Origin of the sequence: Paenibacillus sp. CFBP 13594, assembly GCF_014842675.1 — a bacterium.
In the GTDB taxonomy this organism is placed as follows: Bacteria; Bacillota; Bacilli; order Paenibacillales; family Paenibacillaceae; genus Paenibacillus; species Paenibacillus amylolyticus_B.
This window is the reverse complement of record NZ_JACYVQ010000001.1, coordinates 118,478-143,335: the sequence shown is the minus strand read 5'-3', so window position 1 is coordinate 143,335 and position 24,858 is coordinate 118,478. Positions and strand designations below refer to the sequence as shown.

At 45.5% G+C, this 24,858-nt stretch carries 31 protein-coding genes; 2 read left to right on the top strand and 29 right to left on the bottom strand.

The features are described from left to right. Positions 1-13: 13 nt before the first annotated feature. The 3 genes from IFU39_RS00880 to mtrB form a co-directional block, all read right to left on the bottom strand. A complete protein-coding gene (locus IFU39_RS00880) occupies positions 14-877 on the bottom strand; it encodes a heptaprenyl diphosphate synthase component 1 (RefSeq protein WP_105599411.1) in 864 nt (287 codons plus the stop codon). A 101-nt stretch (positions 878-978) separates the two neighbouring features. After that, positions 979-1,530, bottom strand: coding sequence for a hypothetical protein (locus tag IFU39_RS00875; protein ID WP_105599413.1), 552 nt, complete (start codon positions 1,528-1,530; stop codon positions 979-981). Positions 1,531-1,650: 120 nt separating this feature from the next. After that, on the bottom strand, positions 1,651-1,872 hold the full coding sequence (gene mtrB / locus IFU39_RS00870) for a trp RNA-binding attenuation protein MtrB (protein ID WP_017687697.1): 222 nt from the start codon (positions 1,870-1,872) through the stop codon (positions 1,651-1,653). A gap of 146 nt (positions 1,873-2,018) precedes the next feature. On the opposite strand from mtrB, the gene IFU39_RS00865 reads away from it, so the two are divergent. Continuing rightward, entirely contained in the window at positions 2,019-2,180 is a 162-nt protein-coding gene (locus IFU39_RS00865) for a hypothetical protein (RefSeq protein ID WP_179198574.1), read from the top strand. Between the two features lie 66 nt (positions 2,181-2,246). Here the strand turns inward: IFU39_RS00865 and IFU39_RS00860 are convergent, their stop codons facing one another. The 23 genes from IFU39_RS00860 to IFU39_RS00750 form a co-directional block, all read right to left on the bottom strand. Further along, positions 2,247-2,519: an HU family DNA-binding protein gene (locus IFU39_RS00860; RefSeq protein ID WP_024630670.1), complete on the bottom strand. Its 273-nt coding sequence runs from the start codon at positions 2,517-2,519 to the stop codon at positions 2,247-2,249. Positions 2,520-2,736: 217 nt separating this feature from the next. Next, complete coding sequence (locus IFU39_RS00855) at positions 2,737-3,723, bottom strand: ABC transporter permease (RefSeq protein WP_017687695.1); 987 nt, start codon at positions 3,721-3,723, stop codon at positions 2,737-2,739. Then, positions 3,720-5,237, bottom strand: coding sequence for a sugar ABC transporter ATP-binding protein (locus tag IFU39_RS00850; RefSeq protein ID WP_105599415.1), 1,518 nt, complete (start codon positions 5,235-5,237; stop codon positions 3,720-3,722). The genes IFU39_RS00855 and IFU39_RS00850 overlap by 4 nt, the downstream gene beginning before the upstream one ends. Before the next feature lie 113 nt (positions 5,238-5,350). Continuing rightward, on the bottom strand, positions 5,351-6,448 hold the full coding sequence (locus IFU39_RS00845; protein ID WP_105599417.1) for a sugar ABC transporter substrate-binding protein: 1,098 nt from the start codon (positions 6,446-6,448) through the stop codon (positions 5,351-5,353). Between the two features lie 217 nt (positions 6,449-6,665). Next, positions 6,666-8,144, bottom strand: a complete 1,479-nt coding sequence (gene spoIVA, locus IFU39_RS00840; protein WP_091018048.1) for a stage IV sporulation protein A — start codon at positions 8,142-8,144, stop codon at positions 6,666-6,668. Between the two features lie 455 nt (positions 8,145-8,599). Then, positions 8,600-9,379, bottom strand: coding sequence for a hypothetical protein (locus IFU39_RS00835; protein WP_105599419.1), 780 nt, complete (start codon positions 9,377-9,379; stop codon positions 8,600-8,602). Positions 9,380-9,425: 46 nt separating this feature from the next. Then, positions 9,426-9,776, bottom strand: a complete 351-nt coding sequence (locus IFU39_RS00830; protein ID WP_105599420.1) for a 2Fe-2S iron-sulfur cluster-binding protein — start codon at positions 9,774-9,776, stop codon at positions 9,426-9,428. Positions 9,777-9,787: 11 nt separating this feature from the next. After that, positions 9,788-10,405, bottom strand: coding sequence for a hypothetical protein (locus tag IFU39_RS00825; protein WP_105599422.1), 618 nt, complete (start codon positions 10,403-10,405; stop codon positions 9,788-9,790). A gap of 83 nt (positions 10,406-10,488) precedes the next feature. Next, positions 10,489-10,668: a DUF2768 family protein gene (locus IFU39_RS00820; RefSeq protein WP_017687688.1), complete on the bottom strand. Its 180-nt coding sequence runs from the start codon at positions 10,666-10,668 to the stop codon at positions 10,489-10,491. A gap of 173 nt (positions 10,669-10,841) precedes the next feature. Continuing rightward, on the bottom strand, positions 10,842-11,117 hold the full coding sequence (locus tag IFU39_RS00815; protein WP_017687687.1) for a stage VI sporulation protein F: 276 nt from the start codon (positions 11,115-11,117) through the stop codon (positions 10,842-10,844). A gap of 103 nt (positions 11,118-11,220) precedes the next feature. Beyond that, positions 11,221-12,261 carry an NAD(P)H-dependent glycerol-3-phosphate dehydrogenase gene (locus IFU39_RS00810; protein ID WP_091018053.1) on the bottom strand — a complete coding sequence of 347 codons (1,041 nt, stop codon included), beginning with the start codon at positions 12,259-12,261 and terminating at the stop codon, positions 11,221-11,223. Continuing rightward, on the bottom strand, positions 12,254-12,877 hold the full coding sequence (plsY, locus tag IFU39_RS00805; RefSeq protein ID WP_091018054.1) for a glycerol-3-phosphate 1-O-acyltransferase PlsY: 624 nt from the start codon (positions 12,875-12,877) through the stop codon (positions 12,254-12,256). The genes IFU39_RS00810 and plsY overlap by 8 nt, the downstream gene beginning before the upstream one ends. A gap of 11 nt (positions 12,878-12,888) precedes the next feature. Further along, positions 12,889-14,211: a ribosome biogenesis GTPase Der gene (gene der / locus IFU39_RS00800; RefSeq protein ID WP_076209907.1), complete on the bottom strand. Its 1,323-nt coding sequence runs from the start codon at positions 14,209-14,211 to the stop codon at positions 12,889-12,891. A gap of 185 nt (positions 14,212-14,396) precedes the next feature. Beyond that, complete coding sequence (gene rpsA, locus IFU39_RS00795; protein WP_036607712.1) at positions 14,397-15,611, bottom strand: 30S ribosomal protein S1; 1,215 nt, start codon at positions 15,609-15,611, stop codon at positions 14,397-14,399. Positions 15,612-15,753: 142 nt separating this feature from the next. Then, a complete protein-coding gene (locus IFU39_RS00790) occupies positions 15,754-16,341 on the bottom strand; it encodes a lysophospholipid acyltransferase family protein (protein ID WP_105599424.1) in 588 nt (195 codons plus the stop codon). Further along, positions 16,338-17,042 (bottom strand): (d)CMP kinase, encoded by a 705-nt coding sequence (gene cmk / locus IFU39_RS00785; RefSeq protein ID WP_076209905.1) that lies wholly within the window; start codon positions 17,040-17,042, stop codon positions 16,338-16,340. Before cmk ends, IFU39_RS00790 begins: the two co-directional genes overlap by 4 nt. Positions 17,043-17,145: 103 nt before the next feature. After that, complete coding sequence (locus tag IFU39_RS00780; protein WP_105599426.1) at positions 17,146-17,370, bottom strand: hypothetical protein; 225 nt, start codon at positions 17,368-17,370, stop codon at positions 17,146-17,148. Between the two features lie 62 nt (positions 17,371-17,432). Beyond that, positions 17,433-18,086 carry a flagellar brake protein gene (locus IFU39_RS00775; protein WP_017687679.1) on the bottom strand — a complete coding sequence of 218 codons (654 nt, stop codon included), beginning with the start codon at positions 18,084-18,086 and terminating at the stop codon, positions 17,433-17,435. Between the two features lie 147 nt (positions 18,087-18,233). Then, positions 18,234-19,580, bottom strand: a complete 1,347-nt coding sequence (gene ypeB, locus IFU39_RS00770) for a germination protein YpeB (RefSeq protein ID WP_091018059.1) — start codon at positions 19,578-19,580, stop codon at positions 18,234-18,236. Positions 19,581-19,701: 121 nt separating this feature from the next. Continuing rightward, positions 19,702-19,872, bottom strand: a complete 171-nt coding sequence (locus tag IFU39_RS00765; protein ID WP_165980215.1) for a hypothetical protein — start codon at positions 19,870-19,872, stop codon at positions 19,702-19,704. 114 nt (positions 19,873-19,986) lie between these two features. After that, positions 19,987-20,682 (bottom strand): glutamic-type intramembrane protease PrsW, encoded by a 696-nt coding sequence (gene prsW, locus IFU39_RS00760; protein ID WP_017687676.1) that lies wholly within the window; start codon positions 20,680-20,682, stop codon positions 19,987-19,989. Between the two features lie 43 nt (positions 20,683-20,725). Then, positions 20,726-21,340 (bottom strand): genetic competence negative regulator, encoded by a 615-nt coding sequence (locus IFU39_RS00755; RefSeq protein WP_076209900.1) that lies wholly within the window; start codon positions 21,338-21,340, stop codon positions 20,726-20,728. A gap of 187 nt (positions 21,341-21,527) precedes the next feature. Further along, positions 21,528-21,881, bottom strand: coding sequence for a hypothetical protein (locus IFU39_RS00750; protein ID WP_047843572.1), 354 nt, complete (start codon positions 21,879-21,881; stop codon positions 21,528-21,530). Between the two features lie 94 nt (positions 21,882-21,975). Between IFU39_RS00750 and IFU39_RS00745 the strand changes: the two genes are divergently transcribed. Continuing rightward, entirely contained in the window at positions 21,976-22,872 is an 897-nt protein-coding gene (locus IFU39_RS00745) for a polysaccharide deacetylase family protein (RefSeq protein ID WP_105599427.1), read from the top strand. Between the two features lie 45 nt (positions 22,873-22,917). Here IFU39_RS00745 and IFU39_RS00740 read toward each other — a convergent pair whose 3' ends face one another. The 3 genes from IFU39_RS00740 to IFU39_RS00730 are packed head-to-tail and all read right to left on the bottom strand — an operon-like array spanning position 22,918 to position 24,787. After that, on the bottom strand, positions 22,918-23,691 hold the full coding sequence (locus IFU39_RS00740) for a metallophosphoesterase (protein WP_181155472.1): 774 nt from the start codon (positions 23,689-23,691) through the stop codon (positions 22,918-22,920). Between the two features lie 53 nt (positions 23,692-23,744). Then, positions 23,745-24,197 (bottom strand): hypothetical protein, encoded by a 453-nt coding sequence (locus IFU39_RS00735; protein WP_105599430.1) that lies wholly within the window; start codon positions 24,195-24,197, stop codon positions 23,745-23,747. Continuing rightward, positions 24,194-24,787, bottom strand: coding sequence for a CPBP family intramembrane glutamic endopeptidase (locus IFU39_RS00730; RefSeq protein ID WP_036607728.1), 594 nt, complete (start codon positions 24,785-24,787; stop codon positions 24,194-24,196). The genes IFU39_RS00735 and IFU39_RS00730 overlap by 4 nt, the downstream gene beginning before the upstream one ends. Positions 24,788-24,858: the final 71 nt, after the last annotated feature.

The window sequence follows — 24,858 nt, the reverse complement described above, 5'->3', positions numbered from 1 at the left end:
GTCTGTCTCCCCCTCAATCTTCCCTTACTGCCGCATGTGAAGGCTGCAAATATGCCAAGTAAGGCTCTAGAATTGCATGTATCTCATGCAAGCCCATCCGCCCTTCCTCGTCTTGCAACAACAGTTGAATGCGGTGTGTACACTCGCGAAGCTTGTCCAGCAAAACCTCGCCAACCCTATGCTTCAGCACCATAGCGTTCCATGCACGTGCATCCGGTTCAGAGTGACGCAACACATTGCGCTCATCGTCATTACCATGCTCGTATATGTGCCAATATGCATAGCTATGAAGATATTGTTTTGCGTCATTCATCCGCTTCAGTTCTTCCACGATCGTTTCGCAGGAGCTGAATTCGGTCAACAGGCTGTTCCATAATGACTCTTCGTTATGTTGAATCATGCCTGTAAATGAAAGAAACAGCTGCATCCTCAGCTGTACCGTTTCACGCAAGTATTCATCAGCCGAAACGAGAAGCTTCTTCATCCGTTCATACAGCGTCATCTTGCGTGCGTTCACTCCGGATACAGCACCACTGAGTTTGCCAATCATTTCAATTCTGCCCGCTTGGGCAAGCAATTGATAAAAACGGCTACTTAAATAATCCCCGGCGAGTACATTCAACTGACGTGAACGCATCTCCTGCTCTTTCCGCTCACCGGAAATGGTATCGATTCGATCATGCGTATCCATGGCCAACTGAACGAGCGAAGTTGCAAGAGCATATAACTCTTGATGCACCTTTTCGTCTGTGCGGCCCACAAATACCTGCAACAGACGTGCCCGGCTATCCGGAAATGATGGGATTTCCGTATGTTGTCGAATCATGTCGTAATCCGTATATTTCTTTGCTAGTTGGGGTACGCGATATGAATTCATTCTCAGCCTCCGAGCCTTAACATTGTTAAACCATTTCTGCACTACAATCTTATATATTATAGCATATGTTGAACGGGCACGCACTGAATCCTGCTATTCTATTACCCCTGACTTGTCATTTCGAATTGCTTCTTCCAGAGTTCGGTCTCCATCAAATGAAACCAGTCCTTTAATTCATCTGAAAAGGCCGCACTTTTCCAGTTCCGTAATGTTTCAATCGCATACAGAGGCCACTCTCCACGCCGAATATCAGCAGCAAGCAACAGATGTCGTTTATGCATCCATTCATCTTCTGCCATCACACGCAGCAGCACCTGATCCACGTTATCCAGACTCCGAAAGCCCAGATCCGCCACAGTTGCCATGTTCTCATAGATTTCAGTGTAACTTGTACCCGTTCCTTTAACTTTGAGGTCCAGTGTCAAAATGGACTGTTTCCATTCCACTCTTGCAATGGGAGTTGATAGCTGCATGGAGCTTAGCACATCAACCAGATTGTCATTCGTTAGCTGAACTGGATGATGTGATGCAGAGGCAGTCTGTACGTTGTCCCCGCCCCATGTACGCATATGTAAGGTTTGTATCGCAACAAGCAGAAAGACCGCCGCAACCGTTGCCAGTATTGAAGCAGTAACAATCATCCGCGGTTTCATATACGCCTCCCTGCCTTTACCTGTTAGTGTAGTCTGTCCGGTAAAGGCTCATACCTCATTGTACAATGAAAAAAAGCAGGCTATGCCTGCAATCTTCATTTGAATGTATTCAATCTGTCATTACTCCGATTCAATCTGTCCATGCTTGGTAATCAGCGTGGCTTTGCCCCGGATTTTAATAGCTGAAGTATGGGTGGTAAATTGGGCAAACATCACTTCACCCTTGTCCAATTTCTCGGTGTGGTGAAAACGTGTATCCTGACCTCGGGTTAATCCGATCACCTGGACACCATTTTCCTCTGCCTTAATTACAATATAATCATTGCCGGTTGGATGATCCATCACGCATGTCCCCTTCTTTAGTTCGATAGCGTTAATGATGATTAAGATTGTTTCATTTGTCAACCTGCGCCTTATACGAATGACCGTAAGAATCGGCTACCCTCGGGTCATACTACAGTTGTACAGCCACAGAAAGGAGAATCTGTATGAAGTACACCCCTGCCGCACTTACAGACGAGCATATTCATCAGTTAAAAGAAATCGAACAGCATCTGTCTGCAGCTGCTGGCGAAGAACTCATTCTGGTTGCTTATACCGGGCAACCGGAGGATCCTGAGCACTCGGATAACCGCAAGAATCATCGTTAAAGGGCAAAAGAAAAGGCCGTGAACAAGTCACGGTCTTTTTGTCGACATATGGAATATGTAGAAATCTTATTTAATTCCGTCTTTGAGCGCTTTACCTGGTTTGAATGCAGGAATTTTGCTCGCAGGAATTTCGATTTCTTCACCTGTTTGCGGGTTGCGTCCTTTACGTGCAGAGCGCTCGCGAACTTCGAAGTTCCCAAAACCAACCAATTGTACTTTATCTCCGCTTTGAAGAGCCTCAGAGATTGCTTCGAATACGGCATCAACCGCTTTCGTTACATCTTTCTTGGACAATTCAGTCGCTTCAGATACGTGTGTAATCAAGTCTGATTTGTTCATTTGTTTTTCACCTCCTGTATCAATGTCCTGAATGTTATACTGTGTTTCCGTTTTATAGCGAAATATACGTTCATACGCAAAAAATCTACGTACATCTTGAGCGCTGAACACAAATCTCCGCCTGCGGTCAACAGTCATTTTCGGCAGAATGTCGCCTGAAACCACAGGGATTTCAGACGCCGAACAAATTTCATACTAATACAGACAGCCCACAATTTCAAGTCCGGTTGCGGTTTAAGACGTAAAATGTAACCGCCAGGGCAAGTACGAGTACCCCACCTTTTACAATATCATGTGTGAAATACTGTACGTTCATCATCGTCAACCCGTTCACAAGAACACCAATCAGAACCGACCCAATGAAGGTTCCGATGACATTTGGTTTACCCGCACCAAACACAGAGAAACCGACAAATACTGCAGCTACGGATTCCATTAACAACGGTGATCCCGCATCGATTTGCCCAGATCCTACTTTGGAAGCATAGATGATACCCCCGATTGCTGCAAACACTCCAGCGGCTACATAGGCGAGTGTACGCACCTTTTTCACCTTGATTCCAGACAACCGTGCAGCTTCCTCATTACCCCCTGTAATGTACATCTGGCGACCATATTTCGTATACGTCAAAAAGATATGCACACCTATTACCGCAATAAGTAGCATGATAACCGATATCGGCATACCAAGCCATTTACCCTGCCCAATAAGCAGGAATGTCGGGTCCATCTCTCCCGCAGCTTTGCTCCCGTCAGGGAACTGCATGTGATTGTAAATGGTATATCCCTGTGCATACGTTTTGTGAATACCTCCGATGATGTACATCGTGGCAAGGGTGGCGAGCAAATCCGGAATACGCAATTTTACAATGAGCAAAGCGTTCAGTAAACCAATAACAGCGCCAATGATTAGAGGCACAATAATTACAATTGCCAGTGGTTGTTGATACCAAATCATTAACGAAGCAGTAACGACGGTCGTCAATGAGACAGTCGCCCCTACCGAGAGATCAAATCCATCAACAATGAGAGATAACGTAACACCGATCGCTACAAACGTAACGATAGAGATCGAGCCCAAAATATCGGTCAAGTTACTGTACGTAAAGAAATAAGGCAATTTAATGCCGAAAAATGCAATAACACCTATGATGACTATAATCGCCCCGTAACGGAACGCAAAATCCAGTGATTTATCCTTCATGATTGCACCTCTTGTCCACCGCTTGCATAGTATAGCAGCTGTTCTTGGTTAGTCTCGCCTCGTTTGAACTCTTTTACGATAACACCTTCGCACATGACAGCGATTCGGTCACCAATTCCCATGCCTTCATCCAGTTCACAGGTGAAATAGATTACCCCCTTACCCGCCAAAGCCAGTTCATTGATGATGCGAAAAATGTCACTTTTTGCCCCAATATCTACGCCTTTGGTTGGCTCATCAAATATAAATACATCCGCTTCCGCATTAAGCCATTTACCAATGGCTACCTTTTGCTGATTACCACCGCTTAGATATTTCACTTCCTGTTTCACGGACGATGTTTTAATTCCAAGCTGTTTCACCAATGACTCTGCATTCAGACGTTCCCGCTTGCGGCTTACGAAACCTAATGTACTAAGACGACTAAGCAAAGGCAGGCTCAAATTCCGTTCCACGTTCTCCTGAATCAAGATTCCTTGTTTACGTCGCTCCTCCGGTACAGAAACAATCCCCAGAGCCGCCGCATCCGCAGGCTGAGACAGGCGGAGATTACGGTTGTTAAGCCGGATCTCGCCTCCCTCCAGCCGATCTGCACCAATCAGCAAACGAGAGCTTTCCGTTTTACCCGCGCCTACCAGACCCACCACAGCGAGGACTTCACCTCGGCTTACAGAGAGGTTAACACCTTTGACCTTCACTCCACGACGAAGCCCACGCGCCTCCAACAGCAGTTCCCCCACGGGCGCTTCCGTCTTCGGAAACTCTTCTTCGAATGGTTTGCCCAGCATCTGTGTAACCAAATCGTTGATCGTCAGTCCCTTTGCTTCACCGGTAAATACGTGTTGCCCATCTCTCATAACCGTAACGCGATCACAGTGACCCGTCACTTCAGCAAGACGATGGGTAATGAAAATGCAGGCTACGCCCCGATCCTTCAGGAGATGAACAATTCGGAAAAATGCATCCGTTTCTTCCTGGCTCAGCGGTGCAGTCGGTTCATCAAAAATGATGACTTTGGCATCCTGGATCAAAATCCGTGCCAGCAGTATCATCTGTTTCTCTGCAAGTGTCAGATCGGCCACTTTTTGGTGAACGGATATGTCCGTCCCTAATTGCTTCAACGCCTCAACCGCGCGCTGTTGCAGCTTCCGTGGACTTTTCCACCAACCTCCAGCAGATGAGGCCAACTGATCCAGCATAATGTTCTCCGCAGCCGTCAGCTGTGGTACCAGTGCCGCATCCACTTCCTGATAGACACAGTGAATCCCACTTGCCTTAGCGTCTCCCGGAGAACTTAAATGAAGCGCTTGTCCACTCAATTGAATCGTCCCCTGATCCAATGGATAGGCACCCGACAAAATCTTCATTAACGTGCTCTTCCCGGCACCATTGGCACCCAGCAGCGCATGAATCTCCCCGCCTTTTACAGAGAAATCCACATCCTTCAGTGCAGGTATACCTGAAAACTGCTTGTGGATGTGTTCCATTTGAAGCAGAATCGGTGCAGTGCTCATGATGTTAACCTCCAATCGTTCCCTTCCGGGAGCATCCCTTTTTTCATCCAGACCATACATATCTTCATTTGTTTGAAAAAAGCGCGCCTTGCGGCGCGCTTCCCATACGCTGCTTATTTAGCAGTAATTCCGTATTCGCTCATCCAGTCCTTGATTCCTTGTGTGCTGCCACCCCATCCTTCAACGAACTCTGACAGCTCCGAAGTGGAGATTTGTTTATCTGGCAGAGCTTCACGTTGAACATAGACCGGGTTAAGCACAACTGCATCTTCCGTCTCGTCCCCGTTCAGTTTTTGATAAGCATAACGTACCTGGACGCGACCAATATCCGTTGGATCAACAGCCGCAGAAGCAACCCAAGGATTTTTCGGGTCCTGAATCATTTGCAGATCCTCGTCACTCATATCGATACCATACACTTTGATCTCGTCACGTCCAGCTTGTTGAACCGCACGCGCTGCACCTTTGGCGAACTCATCCCATGCAGTCCATACAGCTGTAATCTCACCTTTTGGATATTGCTTGAGAATAGCTTCCATTTTGGCTTGAGTATCCAGCGCCGGGTTCTGTGCAGAACCGAATGTAGCTATTTCCTTGATGTCCGGATTTGCTTTCATGAATTCACCATATGCTATCTGACGGCGTTCCATCGGTGCAAAACCAGCTACCCATACTTTGACAATATTGCCTTGTCCATTGATATCTTTTTTCATTTGCTCCAGCGTCAGCTCAGCCATCTTCTGGTCATCCTGCGACAGGACTGTAGCTCCTGGAACACTGATAGCTGCGTCAAACACGACCACTGGTATTTTCTGTTCTACTGCCTTCTTCACGCCTGGCTCTAATAGGGAATCCCCATGATCCGTGAGAATGGCATCGAATTTTTGGTTAATAGCGCTATCAAGCAAGGATACCATCTTTGCTTTGTCATTATCGGCAACAAACGTTGTCAGTTCTCCACCGAATTTTTCGATTTCTTCTTTTACACCCTGCACATATTGCTGCGAGAAAGTACCTGTATTGAATTCCATAATAAGTGCAATCCGCTTGCCGCTAAGTGGGCCTGTGACCGCTTCCGTTTTTGGTTTATCATCTGATGCACCCGAAGCCGGAGTGGCTGCCGGTTCTTTTTTGATTCCGCAAGCGGACAGCGCCAATGTAAATACTAATAACACACTCAACCATACCCATTTTGTCTCTTTTCTTTTCATCTCTGTATCCCCCTGTCCACTCTCTGTGATCTCAATCACAATAGTTGAATATTAATATAACGGCTAATCCCTAGTATGTAAATGGGTTTTAGCAATTTAAAGCTAAAACTCGCTAAGTTTTTTCGAAAGTACTATTCTTCCTATCCATTTCATCCAAAATAAAGAAATCACATAAAAAAGACCGCGAGGGGATGCCCCCTTACGGTCTTTTGATGTTTTACAGAATGATAGCGATCAAGCCGCCCGAACCTTCGTTAATGATTCTTCCCAGCGTCTCTTGCAATTTGTATCTTGCATTATCCGGCATCATGGCAATCTTGCCCTGGATACCTTCTCGCACAATGGAGTGCAGCGAACGACCAAACATGTCTGAATCCCATACCTTGATCGGGTCGTTCTCGAAATCCTGCATCAGGTATCTCACCAGTTCCTCACTTTGTTTCTCCGTACCGATGATTGGAGCGAACTCCGATTCCACATCAACCCGGATCATGTGAATGGACGGTGCCGTTGCTTTCAGACGTACGCCAAATTTGGTGCCCTGACGTATGAGCTCAGGTTCATCCAGAGCCATCTCTGCAAGAGATGGAGCAGCAATGCCGTATCCGGTCGTTTTGACCATCTCCAGCGCTTCTGCGAAGCGGTCGTATTCTCTCTTCGCATGCGAGAATTCCTGCATTAATTGTAGCAGATGATCCTTACCGCGAATCTCGATGCCAACCACTTCCACGAGAATCTGATCATACAGTTCATCCGGCGCGTACAGGTCAATTTCGGCTACACCCTGCCCCATATTCATGCCACTCAGGCCTGCGCGATCAATGAATTCATATTCCATGAACTGAGCGACAACCCGATCCACATCACGAAGTCTTCGAATATCCTTAACGGTATCCCGTACGGAGTTTTCGTAGTTGCTACGCAGCCAGTGAGTCTCATTGAGTACCATAACCCAGCTCGGCAAGTTTACATTCACTTCATGCACAGGGAACTCATAGAGCACTTCACGAAGTACACCCGTCACATCATCTTCCGTCATGGTCGCTGCACTGAGTGTCATCACCGGAATGTCGTATTTGGCAGCAAGCTCACTACGCAATTGCAGGGCTTCTTCACTGCGAGGACGAGTGGAGTTGATGACCAAGACAAACGGTTTACCCACTTCTTTTAATTCCGCAATGACCCGTTCTTCAGATTCCACATAGGAACTGCGGGCAATTTCGGCGATTGTGCCGTCTGTTGTTACCACAACACCCAGTGTAGAATGCTCCTGAATAACTTTGCGAGTACCAATCTCGGCAGCTTCCTGGAACGGAATTGGTTCCTCGAACCAAGGCGTGGAGATCATGCGTGGACCATTCTCATCCTCGTATCCCTTGGCTCCTTCCACCGCGTAACCCACACAATCCACCAAACGTACATTGACATCGAGTCCTTCGGCCACCTTGATCTGGACTGCGTTATTCGGTACAAATTTTGGCTCGGTTGTCATGATGGTTTTGCCTGCCGCACTTTGTGGAAGTTCATCCACTGCACGGGCACGATCAGCCTCGCTTGTGATGTTAGGCAATACGATCGTTTCCATGAATCGTTTAATAAATGTTGATTTTCCCGTCCGGACTGCGCCGACAACCCCGAGATAAATATCCCCTCCGGTCCGCTCAGCTATGTCCTTAAAAATGTCCACTTTCTCCAATGAAATCCCCTCCCTAAATTACTCCGAAGGAAAAATGCTAAAGAGCATCCGCTTCGTTTTTTCAATCAGAAGACTGAAATCCCTGCAACGGTAGAGCCGCCTTTGTGAGTGCCCGGAAGTCGTCCGCCGCCGAACGTTGCATTCTGATGAAACCGGCGAGAGCGGCGTTAACTCGTACATGCAATTGGACTAGTATCATCTTATGTATCCGTATGCGGCAATATGACGCGTATTTTTGTTTTTTTATCTTATGGTGATGACATTAGGAGAATCCCCCGATCTCGGACTGCGCGTCTTTATTTCAATCTACTTTATGAGATCCATGAAGCTTTTATGACGGTTATTGCTCATACGGTCAAAAGAAAAAAGAGATATCCCTTATTTGGAATATCTCTTTTTGAAACCATTAGTGCCATGGTGGTAATACAGCTAAATCATTTGAATTGCAACCATGCTTATTTTATTGGCTGGGCAACCGGCGCATTATTTTTCCAATTGTAGAAAACGGATTTTACAGGTACGAAGTAGGAGTGTTCCACCAGCAAATCCCGAACATCTTCAGTCTCTGCTGGAGACACGTCAGACTTTTCCACTGCCTGCATAATATCAAAAGCATAATCTACATAGACCTTGCCTTTGTCATCCATCATAAAAGGTAACGCCTGACCTGAATATACACTATTCAGCGTAATGGAAGGTGTGCCCGCCTGTGCAGCCTGCTCCATATCCACAGCATATAACCCCGGATACAGTTCTTCCCCGCTTGGTAGCTTATTGTTATGTACGGACATATATTGATTAACCATTCGTTGCACATCGTTTACTTTCTGTACGGTCAGAAGATCCATCACTTTAACGGTCGGATTCACTTCTTCGTCCTGAATAAGGAAGTAAGCGCTCCCACCACTTTCAAAAGCAGTCCCAGGTATTTCATCCAGATACCCCAGTTGTTTCAACTTGGGCAGATCTACTCTGAACTTTTCATATTTTGGCGTTTCCATATCTGCATTGATGATTGGCAAAATTCCCTCATCTTGCTGGAATGCCTCGACCGCACTCTGAATACGGCTCACGCTTTCCCGATAGGCTATCTTAGGGTCCGAATTGCTCTGGGATGGATACATACAACCACTTGCTGTAAAAGCAAACAACAGGAATAACAGCAGACCGCCCGTCTGTTGTTTCAGACGCTGCCGTCTGCTTCCTTCCACACATTTTGCCTTGTTCCTAATCATTCGTGTCCTCCTTGAATAACTCATTAGAGAATCAATGTCATAACGCTCAGAACCAGTCGTCTTCCTCTTGTTGACGTTCCAGTTGTTTCCGAATGGCTGCCTTCAGCGGATCCTCTGGAACATGAACCGATAGAGATCCACACACCTTGGCCTGACAGGACAGTCGTGTACCTGCTTCCAACAGTGAACCCAGCTTGCGCTTTTCTGCATCTGTTGGTGGATACAGTTCCGCCCGATGTTCTTCATCCACATTCACTTTGCACATCAGGCAAGCCGCTTTACCATCACATCGGGTCGTAATCTTGACTCCAGCACGTCGTGCTGCATGCAGAAGTGTTGCCCCTGGTTTGAGCGCTATCGATTTGTTCATAGGTAAAAAAGTAACTTTATAGTCCATTATGTTCCTCCCTACTGTGACCATGCAAAGCCAACAAGCTCTTCCACTTCGGCTATGAAGCGGCTTGTCCATACATTTTGTTGACTTAAAAGCATCATTATAGGTTGATGGGCATGTGGTTGCTGTCGCATCTGTGTCGCAATGGGGACATAACGATCTTCACGACCTCGTAGCAGATTAAACAACAGCTCATGCGCAAGCGGCATCAGTCGCAGGGTATATGAACCCACTTGTGCTACTGGTGCATGCGGAGCAAGTACATGTTCAATCTCGATGCGGTACCAACTTTTGCGAGCCCATATTTCGAAACCACCAACCAGTTCCAGCGCACATTCACCCACCTGATAGTGGCTCAGCAGAGAAGCATACGGTCCCGTCTTGTCCACTGTAGGCTCGTCAAGCATTTCCCCTGGAGCGCTACGGTGGAGTTCTTTAGCAGCAGCGACATCCGCATAGATATCAATATCTCTCGGAGCCTGTTGCAACTCCACCCCTTGAAGCAGCAACCCACAACTTCCTCCAAGTAACCATGTCTGTGGCTGTGTGTTCCAGGCTTTGGCCGTTTCCAGCAAAGCCGCGTGTAATTCCGGATAATGCTCTGTCCGACCCTCCGTATCATGCGGCCCCATAGGCTCACACTCCCCTCATCCGTGTTCATTGTGTCAGTTCTTATGATGCGCTTATGCGGATGTTATCTTTCAGGCATGGGAAATCAGGTCAGAGAAGCGATTCCACCGAAAAAGCCAATCAGCATAATCAAAAATGCAATCAGAGAAAGAATCCCCCGTACAATACCTTTTGTTTTGGCACGAGCAAACGTAATCAGGAATACAGATAGTCCCATAATGAGGATGGCCACCAATGACAGCCACATCTTGTCCATTGCGCTCATAATCCAGCAGTCTCCCCTTCAGTCCGATATTCATCACTGACACTGTGACAATTGCAACCATTATAACACGAAATTCAGCTCAACTTTCCAAAAAAAAGACAAAAAAGCAAGCCGGCAGAAGCCGACTCGTCTTTTTGTCTTACTGGATCACCTGTACATGCAGGTGTGATCTATTATTTTTTCATCATCATTTTCATTAACGATTCCATACTGCTCGGATTTAATCCGCTTTTCTTGACCGCACTCACAATATCCTTAACCGTATCCTCAGATACCGGAACTTTCGCCATGGCGGATACTTGTTTGATCAACTGGCGCAACTGAGCTTCATTCTGAATCGTCGTTGGTTTCACCGTGCTTGCCAATTTCTTAACGGCACCTTCAGTTATCGTTTTACCCGTTTTCTTGTTGATTGCATTCAGTGCATCTTTCGAAATGTTGTTACCCATTCGTCTCCCCTCCTCCGGCAATACTCATGTGTATAGTATGAGTCTGCTACAGAAAAGGTGAATAAGCTTCTTATTTCACAAGGTACCCTTAGGCTGATTACAATCAGGAATGCCATTGCTCCCAGGTTTCAAGTTTCATGACTTCCATTTCAGTCTTCGGGTCACGTCCCATCAAGGCTTCAACCGCATCACGCGGCTGTCTCTCCTGGAATAAAACGTGATATAACTGGTCCGCAATTGGCATTTGCACACCGTATTTTTGGGAGATGAAGTAGGCAGCTTGTGTAGTTCGAATGCCTTCTACAACCATGCCCATGGACTTCAGAACATCATCCAGCTTCTGTCCCTGGCCCAACATGGAACCTGCTCTCCAGTTCCGACTGTGCTGACTTGTAGCCGTTACAACCAGATCCCCGATTCCAGCAAGTCCCGAAAACGTTAGCGGATTTGCTCCCATCTCAACACCAATACGTGTGATCTCTGCCAAACCGCGTGTTAGCAAAGCGGCTTTGGCATTATCACCAAATTGAAGACCATCCGACATGCCTGCACCAAGAGCAATGATATTTTTGAATGCACCCGCCAGCTCAACACCAATCATGTCACGATTCGTGTAAACCCGGAAATAGGCATTCATAAACAAAGCTTGGGCAGACTCGGCAGATGACTTATCCAGTGAAGCTACAACCACTGTCGTTGGACAACGCTTCACCACTTCTTCCGCATGGCTTGGGCCAGAAAGAACAACAACACGTCCTTCTTCACATTCAAGCTCTTCTGAAATGACTGTGGACATCCGTTTAAGGCTTTCTGTCTCAAAACCTTTGGTTGCATGAATGACTAACATCTCAGGCTTGTAATAAGCCTTAAGCTGGTTCGTAACTGCACGCATGGCTGATGAAGGCGCAACAATTAACACAGCTATAGCGCCTTCCACCGCAGCTTCCATATCAGTTGTTGCTTGAATCCGTGGTGAAAGCTCCGCATCCGGAAGATAGCGTGTATTGGTGTGCTTGTTATTGATTTCGTTAGCCTGGTCTTCACCACGTGTCCACATCATCACATCCAACTGATTGGCAGCGAGTACACTGGCCAGAGCCGTTCCCCAGCTTCCAGCGACCAGAACAGCAACTTTTTTAGACAACTCGTTTACCCCCTCCAGGGTTTTTCGATCCCAATTTATTTTCCTGTCCTTTGGCGAGCTTCGCAATATTGGTACGATGTCTCCAGAACGCAAACAGACAAATAATCAGACTCCCCCAGAAGATATTCATTGAATATCCGGGTAATACCAGAATAAAGATGGGTGTAAATGCTACAAAAATCAGAGACCCCAATGAAACATAGCGTGTCAATATAATAGACAGAATGGCGATCACCCCAGCACATAACGCAGGTAGGAAAGCAAGACTCACCAGAACACCAATGGCTGTGGCAATGCCTTTTCCTCCACGAAAATGGAAGTAAAGCGGCCAGTTATGTCCTGCAATGGCTGCTATACCACTGAGTGCAGGAATCCAGGCAGAACCGTCGCTCAGCCAGATTCCTATCCATACAGCTGCAACACCCTTAAGTACATCAAGTAACAGAACAGCAATTGCCGGTCCTTTACCCAAAATACGCAATGTATTGGTAGCTCCCGCATTTCCGCTTCCGTGCTGACGAATATCGATCCCCCGTATCGCTTTGGCAAGGAGGACACTAAAGCTGATCGAACCGAGCAAATAGCTCAGTACAATCGCTGCGATTTGTAAAATCACACACTTCTCCCCTAACTTTCGTCGGACTTCTTCCGAGTAAATATGCGAATTGGTGTTCCTTCGAAATCAAACGCTGCACGGATTTTATTCTCCAGATAGCGCTCATATGAGAAGTGCATCAACTCAGGGTCGTTCACGAAAATAACCATGGTCGGCGGTTTAACTGCAACCTGAGTCACATAGTTAATTCTCATTCTCCGTCCTTTATCTGTTGGCGGAGGATTAATCGCAACCGCATCAGACACCACATCGTTAAGCAGATGTGTCTGCACACGTAACGAGTGTTGCTCTGCTACACGTTGCACAACCGGCAACAGTTTTTGTAAGCGTTGTTTTGTGAGGGCTGACAAGAATACGACCGGAGCATAAGTCATAAACAGGAAGTGATCCCGAATTTTTCTCTCAAACTCTTTCATCGTTTTGTCATGCTTCTCTACTACGTCCCATTTGTTCACAACAAACAATGATGCTTTACCAGCTTCGAATGCATATCCTGCAATATGCTTGTCCTGTTCAATAATGCCTTCTTCACCATTAATGACAATCAGAACAACATCTGCACGCTCAATCGCACGCATAGCCCGCATTACACTGTATTTCTCAGTTGTTTCATATACTTTACCACGCTTACGCATACCTGCTGTATCAATCAGCACGTAACGTTGGCCGTCTTTTTCAAAAGGTGTATCAATTGCATCCCGAGTCGTTCCAGCCACGTCACTTACAATGACACGCTCTTCACCCAGAATAGCGTTAACCAGTGAAGATTTACCCACATTAGGACGTCCGATCAGAGCTACACGAATGACATCTTCATCGTAAGTCTCTTCCTCAAGTTCTGGCAACTTCTCCACAATTGCATCAAGCAAATCACCTACACCTGTACCGTGACTTCCGGATACGCCGATGGGATCACCGAAACCAAATCCATAAAACTCATAAATGAGCTCACTTCGTCCGATATTATCCACTTTGTTAACGGCTACAACAATAGGCTTGCCTGAGCGGTAGAGCATCTCTGCTACCTCTTCATCCGATTGCGTAATACCTGCTTTTGCATCACACATGAATACAATAACATCCGCTTCTTCAATAGCGAGCTCTGCTTGCATCCGAATCGATTTTAAAATTACATCTTCACCATCAATTTCGATACCACCTGTATCAATGATACTAAATGGTTTACCGTTCCATTCACCGATTCCATATATGCGGTCACGGGTAATGCCCGGCTTGTCTTCCACAATGGCCAGTCTGTCGCCGATGATCCGATTGAAAATGGTGGATTTACCCACGTTCGGTCGTCCGACAATTGCCACAACGGGTCTTGCCATACATTCCACTCCTCCTGTCCATACTTACGATACTCATCATAGCAAAAAAGAAATGTCTTGGCTAACGTTTCATGCCAAATTACTCGCAATAAAAACAATCGGCGAACCCGCCTGGGGCTCGCCGATCTTGCTTTTGTTATTCAGCAAAATATGCAGTATATAACTTAGAACCATGCATTGTTAACTTATTTGAATTTGCTGAGTTTGTCTCCAAACAGTTCGCCAAGCGTAGTGCTCATACCTTGATTGTTCAAGGAAACGTTTGGATTGTTGATTTCTTCACGCGGAGCGTTGTTTCTTGAAGGTCTTTCTGATTTTTGTGGTTGAGCTGGAGCTTCTTCTGTTTCTTTGATGCTCAAGCTTACACGTTGCTCAGAAGGGTTCATGTCCAAGATTTTAACTTGAACTTCCTGTCCTTCTTTCAGCACTTCATGAGGAGTGCCGATGTGTTTGTGGGAGATTTGCGAGATATGCACAAGTCCCTCAACACCAGGAGCGATTTCAACAAATGCACCGAAGTCTACCAGACGTTTTACAACACCTGTTACGATATCGCTGGAATTGAATTTTTCGCTTGCTGTTTCCCAAGGACCTGGTTGAACAGCTTTCATGCTCAGGCTGATTTTGCCTTTTTCAGGGTCAACTTTCAGCACTTTCACACTAACTTTATCACCTTCAGACAGTACGTCGGATGGTTTTTCAACGTGTGTCCAAGCCAGCTCGGATACGTGAACCAAACCGTCAACTCCGCCCACATCAACGAATGCACCGAATTGAGTCAAACGTTGTACTGTACCTTCGATCACTTGACCTTCTTGCAAACCAGCCATTACTGTAGCTTTGTTTGCTTCGAATTCTTGCTCCAGTACGTCTTTTTGGGAAAGGATCACTTTGTTGTTCTCACGGTCGATCTCTTTCACTTTAACACGCAGTGTGCGTCCTTTGTAGTCGCTGAAGTCTTCAACGAAATGGCGTTCAACCATGGAAGCCGGGATAAATCCACGTACGCCCACGTCTGCTACCAGACCGCCTTTAACAACATCACCTACAACAACTTCGAATACGTCTTGGTCTTCAAAATGCTTTTGCAATTGATCCCATGCGTTTTCGCTGTCGATTGCACGTTTGGACAGAACGAGTTTTTCTTTCTCGTCGTCGATGCTAAGAACTTTAGCTTCAACTTCTTGTCCAACTTCTACTGCGTCAGACGCGCTGTCAACATGTAATGAAGACAGTTCACGAATTGGAATGACACCGTCATATTTATATCCAATGCTCACATAGGCTTGGTTATCTTCCAATTTGACGATGGTTCCTTTTACGGTATCTCCTTTTTTCAAGGAAACGAATTGATCCAACTCATCTTGGGTTGCTTCTTGATTTTTCATTTCTTCCGACATGTCAAATACCCTCCTCAATTCAAAAACCCCATTATATTCAAACCTGCCTGTAGCAGAGTTCAAAACACTTTCATCACTGAGTGCTCAAACTTTAGTCTCCCTCAAAAATATGGAAACATGCACTCAGCTACCGACGAAGCCATTACTTGCTTGGCACGCCCGTTTGCACCATTTCGTTAATCTTGGACATAATCTTTTCAGTCGCCTTCTCCAGAGCTTCTCCAGATGGGTCTTCCTTGAACTCGTCCAAACTTACTGGTGCTCCATATACAACTTTCATCTTACGAAAAACTTTGTAGTTACCGATAATAGCAGTAGGAATAACTGTAGCGCCACTGCGGAGAGCAAAACTCGCTGCCCCTTTTTTGCCGATACCTCCATCATTGTGACGGCTTCCCGAGGGGAAGATTCCAAGCACTTGACCATCACGCAAAATATTGAGTGAGGTTTTGATGGATTCCTTGCTGACACCTCCACGTTTAACGGGGAAAGCGCCCACGGCTTTAATAATTCGGCCGAGTACCGGAATTTCAAACAATTCGCTTTTGGCCATGAAACGCACCTGACGGCGAATTTTGATACCAACGGTTGGAGGATCGAGGTTACTAATATGATTGGAACATAAAAGTACGCCGCCTTCTTTCGGAATATTCTCCCGTCCAACGGCCTCCAATCGGAAAAGAATGGTATAAATGATCCGCAGTAATGTGCTGCAAAATGTGTAAATCATAGACCGATCTCTCCTCTGACCATTGTGCAATAAGATACGATTTTGTCAACCACTTCATGAATGTTCATCTCCGTTGTATCAAGGACGATAGCATCCTCAGCACAACGCAATGGGGAAATTTCCCGATTCTCATCCAATCTGTCACGGGTGGCAATATCTCGCTCCAGCTGTTGCAACGTCAGTCCTTCAGAGGGGTCCAGTTCTTTGAAGCGGCGAAGTGCACGCTCTTCGACACTGGCAGTCATGAAGATTTTCACTTCCGCATCGGGCAGTACTGTCGTTCCGATATCGCGTCCATCCATGACGACGCCCTTGCGCAAAGCCATTTGCCGCTGAGTATCCACTAATTGCGTACGCAGCCCCTCGATTTGCGCATATCGGGACACGATTCCCGTCACTTCACGGGAGCGGATTTCCGAGGTTACTTCTTCCCCATTACAGAACACTTTCTGTCCGTCGGGATCCGGTTGTAAATCAATGACCAGCTTTTGGGCTTCCTGAAGTACCTGTGCCACTTCTTCCGGCGCAATATCTTTCCGAAGCATGTGCAAGGTTACCGCACGGTACATTGCGCCTGTATCGACGTATACATACGCGAGCGCCTCTGCAACCAATCGGGCCACCGTGCTTTTCCCGGCACCGGCAGGTCCGTCAATTGCAACGTTCATTTTCCCGTTCTCTGATGTGTTCTGGCTTGCCAACGGGGCATTCCTCCTCAAACGATAAACCTCAATAAAAAAACAGGCATTGCCTGCATCGTGAAAATTATACCACACTCTACACATGGATGCAAAAACAGACAAATCAACGATGTTCGTAATCATTCATCGTTTGCACTTCAATTGGCGTTCCTTCCAGGCGGTCAATGGTGGTCAAATTCTTTTTGAAGCCTGGTACCAACAGCAGCAATTGATATACCACAAGCAGGATTAGAAGGACTGTAATCAGAATCGTAACCTTTCGTTCCATTCGCCTGGAGAAAACATAATAAAGTCGTTCATATCTGCGGGTTGCCTGACGATGATTCATGGCAATGCCTCCGTTTTTTCATTACGGTACCCGCAGTCCCTTCTTCTTATGCCACAACATTCCTATTTCGTACGGTAGTCCAATTGTCGTTCGAAACAAAACTTGATAATTTTCTGGCGCTCCGAATCTGAAATCTGCACAAATTTCAGCATGCATAGCTGTCTACCGGTTTCCAGGGTTTTGATCCGCACAACTTCAGCTTCAAAATTCACATGTTCAATGGTTGAATTCCGGTAGGGAACCAGCAACCAGCATTTCAGTTTTTGACCTTCAGCTATTGAAAACCCCGTTTCGCCGTAGATGGACAATCCACCGCCACCAATATCTTCAGTCAATCCGACGGCACGGGTCAGATCTTCACTCTGGATGGCCAATTCGAGGTTTGCATGAACACGAAGAAAGCTGCGCCGTTGTATTTTGGATATATCGCTCGGAAGCGGTTTGCGGATACGGACAAGACGGACCACATCTTCCTCAAATCCCGTGACATAGGTATTAAAATAATGCCGGACCCCATCCTCCGTAATATATGAAATGGACAATTCCTCTCCGAAAAAGAGCCTTTTCAGACGGCTGCTTCCTTGTTGCATCGGGACCTCAATCAGAAAACTGCTGTCATCCATATCTGCAATGCGTGATTTGTATTCTTTGTGTTCCTCTTTTTCATCTGCAGAAGCAATCTGGATGTATAAAATTTCATTTATTTTCGGAAACAAGCTGTTCACCGCCACTTTATGTATTTATCTTCGTATGTACAAGGACTATTATACCATGACCTTTCTCACATTGAACAAGAAAAAACAGACCACATTGTGGTCTGCCGCAGTTATTCGCACAGCTTAAAATTCAGATTATCCATCTTTTTATGAGGTTGCATTGACCGGTTTGATCTCTTCAACCGCTTCTTCCATTCCTGTATTCGCATTAATGTATATCCGGTAACGAGAACCGTTAATTTTCCCTCCGAATTCATAACACAACACTTCTTTGCTGTAATCATTCTCAATCAGGGATTTGCGAACATAATTTTCTTCGAACTCCGAATTAAGCTTTTTCCGCGCCTGTTGCTCCGTAAGAGTTGCTTTCGGAATTTTGCGCTTGTCATTATGTTCGTACACAAAGTCACTCGCCTGGAAGCCGGTTACTTCGCCTGTATCCAGTCCTACACGAACTGACATTTTCTCAGGATAAATCAAAGTGTCCCCTTGCTTACGCACATAAGTAAGGTTACCCAAATTACCAAATTCATCGTAATTTACAGCTTTCATATCTTTGTAACCTTTGTTCATTAGAAATTGATCTGCTTTAGCCATGGCATTCTGACGAGACACTTTTTTGGTTCCGATTGGACGCGTATCACTGTAAGAGATCAGCATTCCGCCATTACGAGTGAAATCCATCATCAGTTTGCCATTGTTGGCATGATCAATCGTGGCAGTGTAGGACTCCCAGTCTGTTCCTTTACCGTTCTCCTGCACTTGGATTTTGCTACGATCCGCATCAGAGAATTTTGCAGCCTTGCTCTGAATCTGTTCTTTGGTCACCGGTAAGCCGCCCAGTTTCTTGACTGATCGTTTTGCATAGATATTGGATACGGAAGGACCCCAATCAAGCTCCGGGTATTCCTGTACCTTTTTGTTCACTGTACGAAAACCATCAACAATCGTGTTGTCCATGGTTTGCTCTTGTGTTGCCATGGCAGTCTCTGCATCCATCCAGCGCAATCGGTCCGTCAGCACTTTTTGCTGCACATCCTGCAGATTCTTGGTAATCTCGGATGAATTCTGATACAGCTTTTTCAGGTTGCCCATTTCCTTCTCACTTAGTGGTTCGTTCGTCAAGTCACGCATCGACGCCCGATAGGCAAAGTTGGAAATACGCGAGAGAAACTCCTCTGTCTCGTTAAATGGCAGCATGGTGAGTGGCAGTTGGTTGATCTCATTCTGCGCTTCACTGGTGAGTCGCCATACATTCATCAAACCTTTGCGATGCATCCCCTGTGATGTAGAGTGAACCGCCAAGGTGTTGCCAATCTCCGAATGCAATTTGTCCATATGAAAAGATAAATCGTGAAAGGCACGCTGATATTGATTCTCTGCCTTGATCAGAATTGCATTCTTCTCCTGATTCTCCTGATAGCCCCACACGAGCGCACCGACCAGCAGAACCGCAAATATCGGAAACATAACTGAACTTAATCGTTTATACATCGGTAGAGTCTCCTTTCTTCTAAACCACTACCTCTATTGTGGATCGAAGAAAGATCTCTTATGCATGCGATTTCCAGTCCTTACACAAGCAGGCTGCTAAAGTACCGTTTGGGTCCTCCTTTTAATTCAGCTGAATCCCAGTTGCCATGCCCTCTTCTTCAATTTCGAACTGGTCTCTGTTATCACAGAGGCACTGCTTGAATCCCGTCTCAATTCGGCCCCGTTCTTTCTTGCCTCGTAATGTAAATCGCTCACCGCATTGTTTGCATCTGATTTTAATTTTAATTCTCATCACAACGATCTCCGTTTCTGTTGGTCATTCCCCGGGAGTTTATCTGTAAAAATAAAAACACACCGGAGCCATAGGCGCAATATGCGCTTTATGTCCACCAGTGTGTCCGTATTTTTATAATTTAACCTCTTCCTCCCGCTTCACAAAACGAAAAGGAGAACGGTTATTAGCTCGTGTGATTTTACCCATTGCCCCATACCACAGGCCCGCCATTAGCGGCGCTATAAACCACAACCAATGATTCACCATGGTGTTCATGATGACGTCGTACAATGCATGCCAGAAAAAAGGTAACACCAGAGAAAGAACCAGATACCACCGCTTTTTCTTACCACCGATAAACTTGGCTTTACCCATATAATAACCCATGATTACCGCAAACATAGCGTGCCCTGAAACAGGGAGCAGTGCCCGAAGGAACATGGCTGAGACGGATGCATTCCCCGCAAAGGCATACAACACATTCTCAACAGTGGCAAATCCAAGTGAAACAGCGACTGCATATAAGATGCCGTCATACGGCTCATCAAATTCGGTGTGATTATAGATGATATGATAAAGTACGAACCATTTAACAAATTCCTCCACACCACCTGAGATCATAATGGCCTCAAGATAAGGATTATCCCCGAGCCACATCATCATGCCACGCTGAATAATCATCACAGGCAGTACCATCAGTATCCCCATGAGGAAAACCCGCAATACCATATGAAGTGGCTCATAATCATAACGGTCTTTCAGGTAAAAGTATGTTAACAAGGCGAGACCCGGAGCAACTGCTGCCGCTAAGACCGAAAACAAAAGCACCGAAATTCCCTCCTCTGACTAAAGACGCGATTACAACTAGAGATTAATCCTGGCGTTTGAAGTGGGTGCAGATAACATCAATCGCTTGTGCAGGAATAACAACCTTACCATACTCTTCCATAACTGCCGGAGTAACTGAGGAGCCTTCGCCAAATTCAGCAAGCAAGGCAATCAATGCCGCATGTTTGGTGGAATCTACCTCATCTGGCTCCAAATGCAAGAACCACTTGTCTTTATAAGAATAAAGTCTCCCAGCATCCGTAACATGCTGACGCAACATATGTGCAGCTTCAATGAGCACTTCAAAGTCCTTGAATGCATAAACGATGGAATCGCTTTGCTCGAGTGTAACTTCCATTTCATATACTTCTTCAGGAAGATCATCTTCATGACCTGAACCATATTGTTGCGGATCATATTTTCCACGTGTGACAATGACAACCATCCCTTGAGCGGGAAGTGCGAATACTTCGACAGCGAGTGGACCTGTGGCATCAAATCCAAGTTCGGAATAGGCCTGATCCATCATTTCAGTGAACAGTTCATGAACCTTAGGTATTTCCTGCCACATATCTTCTTTTTGTATTCCGCGCTCGCTCAGATCGTCAAAGGTCAGGAAAATCCGTATCTTATCGTGACTTAGTCGTTCTATTTTCATACAGGATCTCCCCTTTATAAGCAAGTCTTATAACAGATTATGAAGCACAAAACAATATGTGCTGAAAATAAATCTATGTAGTTATGTTATCATTTTATACCTCTAAATGCACGAAGTAAAATCGACAAAAAAAGAATCATTCCACAGCCAATCCAGACTGTGGATGATTCTAATTGGAGGTTTTGGTTTATAAACCCGGTACTGTTGTGTTTGTTTGACTTAAAATTTGCTCAACTTCATGCTTCACATCCGGATTGGTGCGAATAAAATCTTTGAGCATGCTCATATTCGCTTCTTTTTCCTGCGGTGTGATTGCTCTTGCAGTCTTTGCTGCCGGATTTTTGTGGGATTCACCATGTTGATTTTGCTTGCTTGTGAACCCGTCCATACCCGGGAAAGTCATCTCCATCATCTTATGTTTTGCCTGATCCATCATATTTCGTGATGAACCCGATGACATCATGGGCAATTTGCCTTTGGACAGCCATGAACTGGCTGCAACACCAATGACAATGCCCCAAAAAAAGGATGACGTCTTCATTACACCAACCTCCTTCAAGTGTTAAAATCATATTTAGTGTTTGCGGTAGTGAGCAATCTCATTCCGTATAAATACAGGAAAGCGAGTTGAAATCATGTTTAGACATACCGCCGCATTGATCATTGCTGCAAGTTTGCTGCTGTCAGCTTGTGGGACAGCGGAAGAAAAAACATCTGATAATCCCACACCAGCGGGCGAATCAACTACCACGGTTCAAGAAGAGCAAGGTAACTCTAACCCAACTAAAACAGGAGAACCTGGAACTGGTGTGCCCGAGCCTTCAACGGAAGATTCAACTGCGACAGAAGAAGAACCTGAATCTTCGGAGAAGGTTTCAACAGAAAAGAAAGTGGAAAAGACGTATCATATGAATGAAAATTATTATATTAAACCAAACGTTGAAGCGAGCCCAAACAAAGTGGTCTTGTTAACTTTTGATGATGGACCCAAAGAAGAAAAAATGATTACTTCACTGATCGACACTTTAGATAAACATAACGCTAAAGCGATATTTTTCGTCAATGGATATCGGGTGAAAAGCCATCCGGAATTGCTCAAACTCATACATGAACGGGGTCAGATTGTAGGCAATCATGCCTGGGATCATGAGGATCTCAAAAAAATGTCCAACGCTGAGGCGGCAAAACAGGTTACAGATGTCCAAAAAATAGTGAAGGATACCATTGGTGAGGAACCGCAATTCTTCCGTCCACCTTTTGGGTCGGGAAATGATGCACTGAAGGCTGCTGTGAAGAAAAATGGTATGTTATATATGACTTGGTCTAATGGTTCGCTCGATTGGGATAAAAGCACCAAAGACAAACCTGAAAAAGTCATCCAAAATGTACTGGACCAGTTAAATCCCGGAAGCAATATTTTGATGCATGAGTTGCCATGGACGGTTGAAGCATTGGATGAGTTGCTGACCAAGCTAGAAAAAAAAGGCTATTCCTTTGTTGATCCGCGTGCAATTGAATTGGAAGCTCGTTAAATTGTAATTTTGCGCATTAAAATAAAACAGCCTTGATCCAGTGGATCAGGGCTGTTTCTCTGTGAGTGCTGTTTCTGCGGGCACTCTTAACGTGATGATATGCATCTCCGCAGGACAACCTAGTCGGAGTGGAAGATGATTTGTACCGTATCCTCTGCTAACAAGCATTTTGCCTTCTTGGTTAACGTCCTCCGGACTGCGCTTCAGGGAGTACCACCCGTTCGATACGGGATGATACGCTTTGCTCAGGAACACAGGTCCGAAAAATGGGATTACCAATTGTCCCCCATGTGTATGACCGCTTAAAATAAGATCTGCATTTTCTTCCAAACGAAGGGCCTGCAAAGGATCATGAACGATAGCAATTTTGCATAAACGGTTACCGATCTGCTGTAGTAATACATCGCCCTGTTTGGAACGATAGTCTATGCCGATCAGGCTCAATCTGTCGTTGCCCCTTTGTAGATATTCCACATCATCCTGAAGGAGCTTAACGTCCGATTCCCGAAGGACTCGCGCAAGTTGAGCGGTACCAGCCCTCTTGTCATGGTTGCCATACACCGTAAATGAAGGAGCAATGTTCGATAAAATTTTCATGTTATGTCTAACTATAGACCATGAGATTCCTTTTTCCGCAACATCCCCGCCGATGAGAACCCAGTCCACCTTGTTTTTTACGTTTTCCAAATCCTTCTGCTTCAGCTTGCGCTTGTGAGTATCGGATACATACAAAATCATAGCCCCGTCAAAGGATGTTGGCAGATGAGGCACTTCAACCTCTTCTTCAATCATTTGATGAATATGGGCTTCTCGCCACATATGAAAAAGCAGTAAAACTCCCATCAAAATGATTAAACCTGCGAGTAAAAACATTACCACGGCAAGGGAAGGAACGTATTCAGAGCGGGTGCCCCTTCAACCCCCCACCAAACCAGACTAATCGTTAACATGACAAAAATAAAAATGAGTGAATTAACAAACCTCTTGCTCAATTTTAACCGACGTGAAGGATGTAATTCTGTCCGTGTAGGAAGCGAACCCGCTTCGGGGATCGATTCTTCCGTTGAATTTGGCGTTTTTTTGGAGCGTGATGGTGCCCTTTGAGGAAGTACTGGACTTTCCAGTTTTTCTGTATAAGGCTTGCGCTGTGATCTAGGTAAAGAAACGGAAGTAATTGGTGTGATTCCGCCAACCTCAGCAGCTGCTGCCGTTTCAGCAACGATGCTTACTTGAGAAGCCAACTGACGCTCGGATTTCTCTTTTTTATCCGATTGACGATGGCGCTGACTGCCATATGTCTTCATTCTACTTAATGGCTGATTCATGATCCCCTCCGAAAACGTATCGCTAATCCGGACACCAAATCAATAATAAAGTGACATAATATAGGCGCCCATAATGTGCCGGACTGCAAGTAAATCCAACCCAATCCATAACTTGAGACAAACACCCAGCCTGTTGGAATCCAGTGGCGCAAATAACGAATATGGATAACTGCAAATAAAATACTTGTCCAGTAAGGACCGATGGCATGTTGGATGGCTCCACGGAATAATAATTCCTCACACACAGCAACAATGGCTGCTATACATACAATGTGCCAGATCGGACGCCCACGGAACAGCATCTCGTTAATTCCACCGTCATCCATGCTTTCCTGAGGTATAACATACGACAGTACCAAGTCCATAACAAGCATTATTCCTGCAAGACCAAGACCCCACCATATAAATTGGTAATTGTCAGGCCATGCGAGTACATCTAACAAGTTTCGTTTCTGCAATAAGATCCACACAACTCCGATAATCAGTGTCAGACCTTGTGTAAAGTATAGATTGATTAAAAGCAAACGCTCGGTAAGCTGCTGTGGCTCAGCCTTCTGAATCTTGAACTTGGGAAACTTGAATTTTTTCATCGGATGCGTCTGTCCTCTTGAGTTAAATTTGATGGATAACAATTACGTTGTCCAATCGGATAGTATACTAA

Coding starts and splice junctions, on each gene's coding strand:
- IFU39_RS00880 (WP_105599411.1), bottom strand. CDS start 877: ATGAATTCATATCGCGTACCCCAACTAGCAAAGAAATATACGGATTAC.
- IFU39_RS00875 (WP_105599413.1), bottom strand. CDS start 1,530: ATGAAACCGCGGATGATTGTTACTGCTTCAATACTGGCAACGGTTGCG.
- mtrB (WP_017687697.1), bottom strand. CDS start 1,872: ATGGATCATCCAACCGGCAATGATTATATTGTAATTAAGGCAGAGGAA.
- IFU39_RS00865 (WP_179198574.1), top strand. CDS start 2,019: ATGAAGTACACCCCTGCCGCACTTACAGACGAGCATATTCATCAGTTA.
- IFU39_RS00860 (WP_024630670.1), bottom strand. CDS start 2,519: ATGAACAAATCAGACTTGATTACACACGTATCTGAAGCGACTGAATTG.
- IFU39_RS00855 (WP_017687695.1), bottom strand. CDS start 3,723: ATGAAGGATAAATCACTGGATTTTGCGTTCCGTTACGGGGCGATTATA.
- IFU39_RS00850 (WP_105599415.1), bottom strand. CDS start 5,237: ATGAGCACTGCACCGATTCTGCTTCAAATGGAACACATCCACAAGCAG.
- IFU39_RS00845 (WP_105599417.1), bottom strand. CDS start 6,448: ATGAAAAGAAAAGAGACAAAATGGGTATGGTTGAGTGTGTTATTAGTA.
- IFU39_RS00835 (WP_105599419.1), bottom strand. CDS start 9,379: ATGATTAGGAACAAGGCAAAATGTGTGGAAGGAAGCAGACGGCAGCGT.
- IFU39_RS00830 (WP_105599420.1), bottom strand. CDS start 9,776: ATGGACTATAAAGTTACTTTTTTACCTATGAACAAATCGATAGCGCTC.
- IFU39_RS00825 (WP_105599422.1), bottom strand. CDS start 10,405: ATGGGGCCGCATGATACGGAGGGTCGGACAGAGCATTATCCGGAATTA.
- IFU39_RS00820 (WP_017687688.1), bottom strand. CDS start 10,668: ATGAGCGCAATGGACAAGATGTGGCTGTCATTGGTGGCCATCCTCATT.
- IFU39_RS00815 (WP_017687687.1), bottom strand. CDS start 11,117: ATGGGTAACAACATTTCGAAAGATGCACTGAATGCAATCAACAAGAAA.
- der (WP_076209907.1), bottom strand. CDS start 14,211: ATGGCAAGACCCGTTGTGGCAATTGTCGGACGACCGAACGTGGGTAAA.
- rpsA (WP_036607712.1), bottom strand. CDS start 15,611: ATGTCGGAAGAAATGAAAAATCAAGAAGCAACCCAAGATGAGTTGGAT.
- IFU39_RS00790 (WP_105599424.1), bottom strand. CDS start 16,341: ATGATTTACACATTTTGCAGCACATTACTGCGGATCATTTATACCATT.
- IFU39_RS00780 (WP_105599426.1), bottom strand. CDS start 17,370: ATGAATCATCGTCAGGCAACCCGCAGATATGAACGACTTTATTATGTT.
- ypeB (WP_091018059.1), bottom strand. CDS start 19,580: ATGTATAAACGATTAAGTTCAGTTATGTTTCCGATATTTGCGGTTCTG.
- IFU39_RS00765 (WP_165980215.1), bottom strand. CDS start 19,872: ATGAGAATTAAAATTAAAATCAGATGCAAACAATGCGGTGAGCGATTT.
- IFU39_RS00755 (WP_076209900.1), bottom strand. CDS start 21,340: ATGAAAATAGAACGACTAAGTCACGATAAGATACGGATTTTCCTGACC.
- IFU39_RS00750 (WP_047843572.1), bottom strand. CDS start 21,881: ATGAAGACGTCATCCTTTTTTTGGGGCATTGTCATTGGTGTTGCAGCC.
- IFU39_RS00745 (WP_105599427.1), top strand. CDS start 21,976: ATGTTTAGACATACCGCCGCATTGATCATTGCTGCAAGTTTGCTGCTG.
- IFU39_RS00740 (WP_181155472.1), bottom strand. CDS start 23,691: ATGTGGCGAGAAGCCCATATTCATCAAATGATTGAAGAAGAGGTTGAA.
- IFU39_RS00735 (WP_105599430.1), bottom strand. CDS start 24,197: ATGAATCAGCCATTAAGTAGAATGAAGACATATGGCAGTCAGCGCCAT.
- IFU39_RS00730 (WP_036607728.1), bottom strand. CDS start 24,787: ATGAAAAAATTCAAGTTTCCCAAGTTCAAGATTCAGAAGGCTGAGCCA.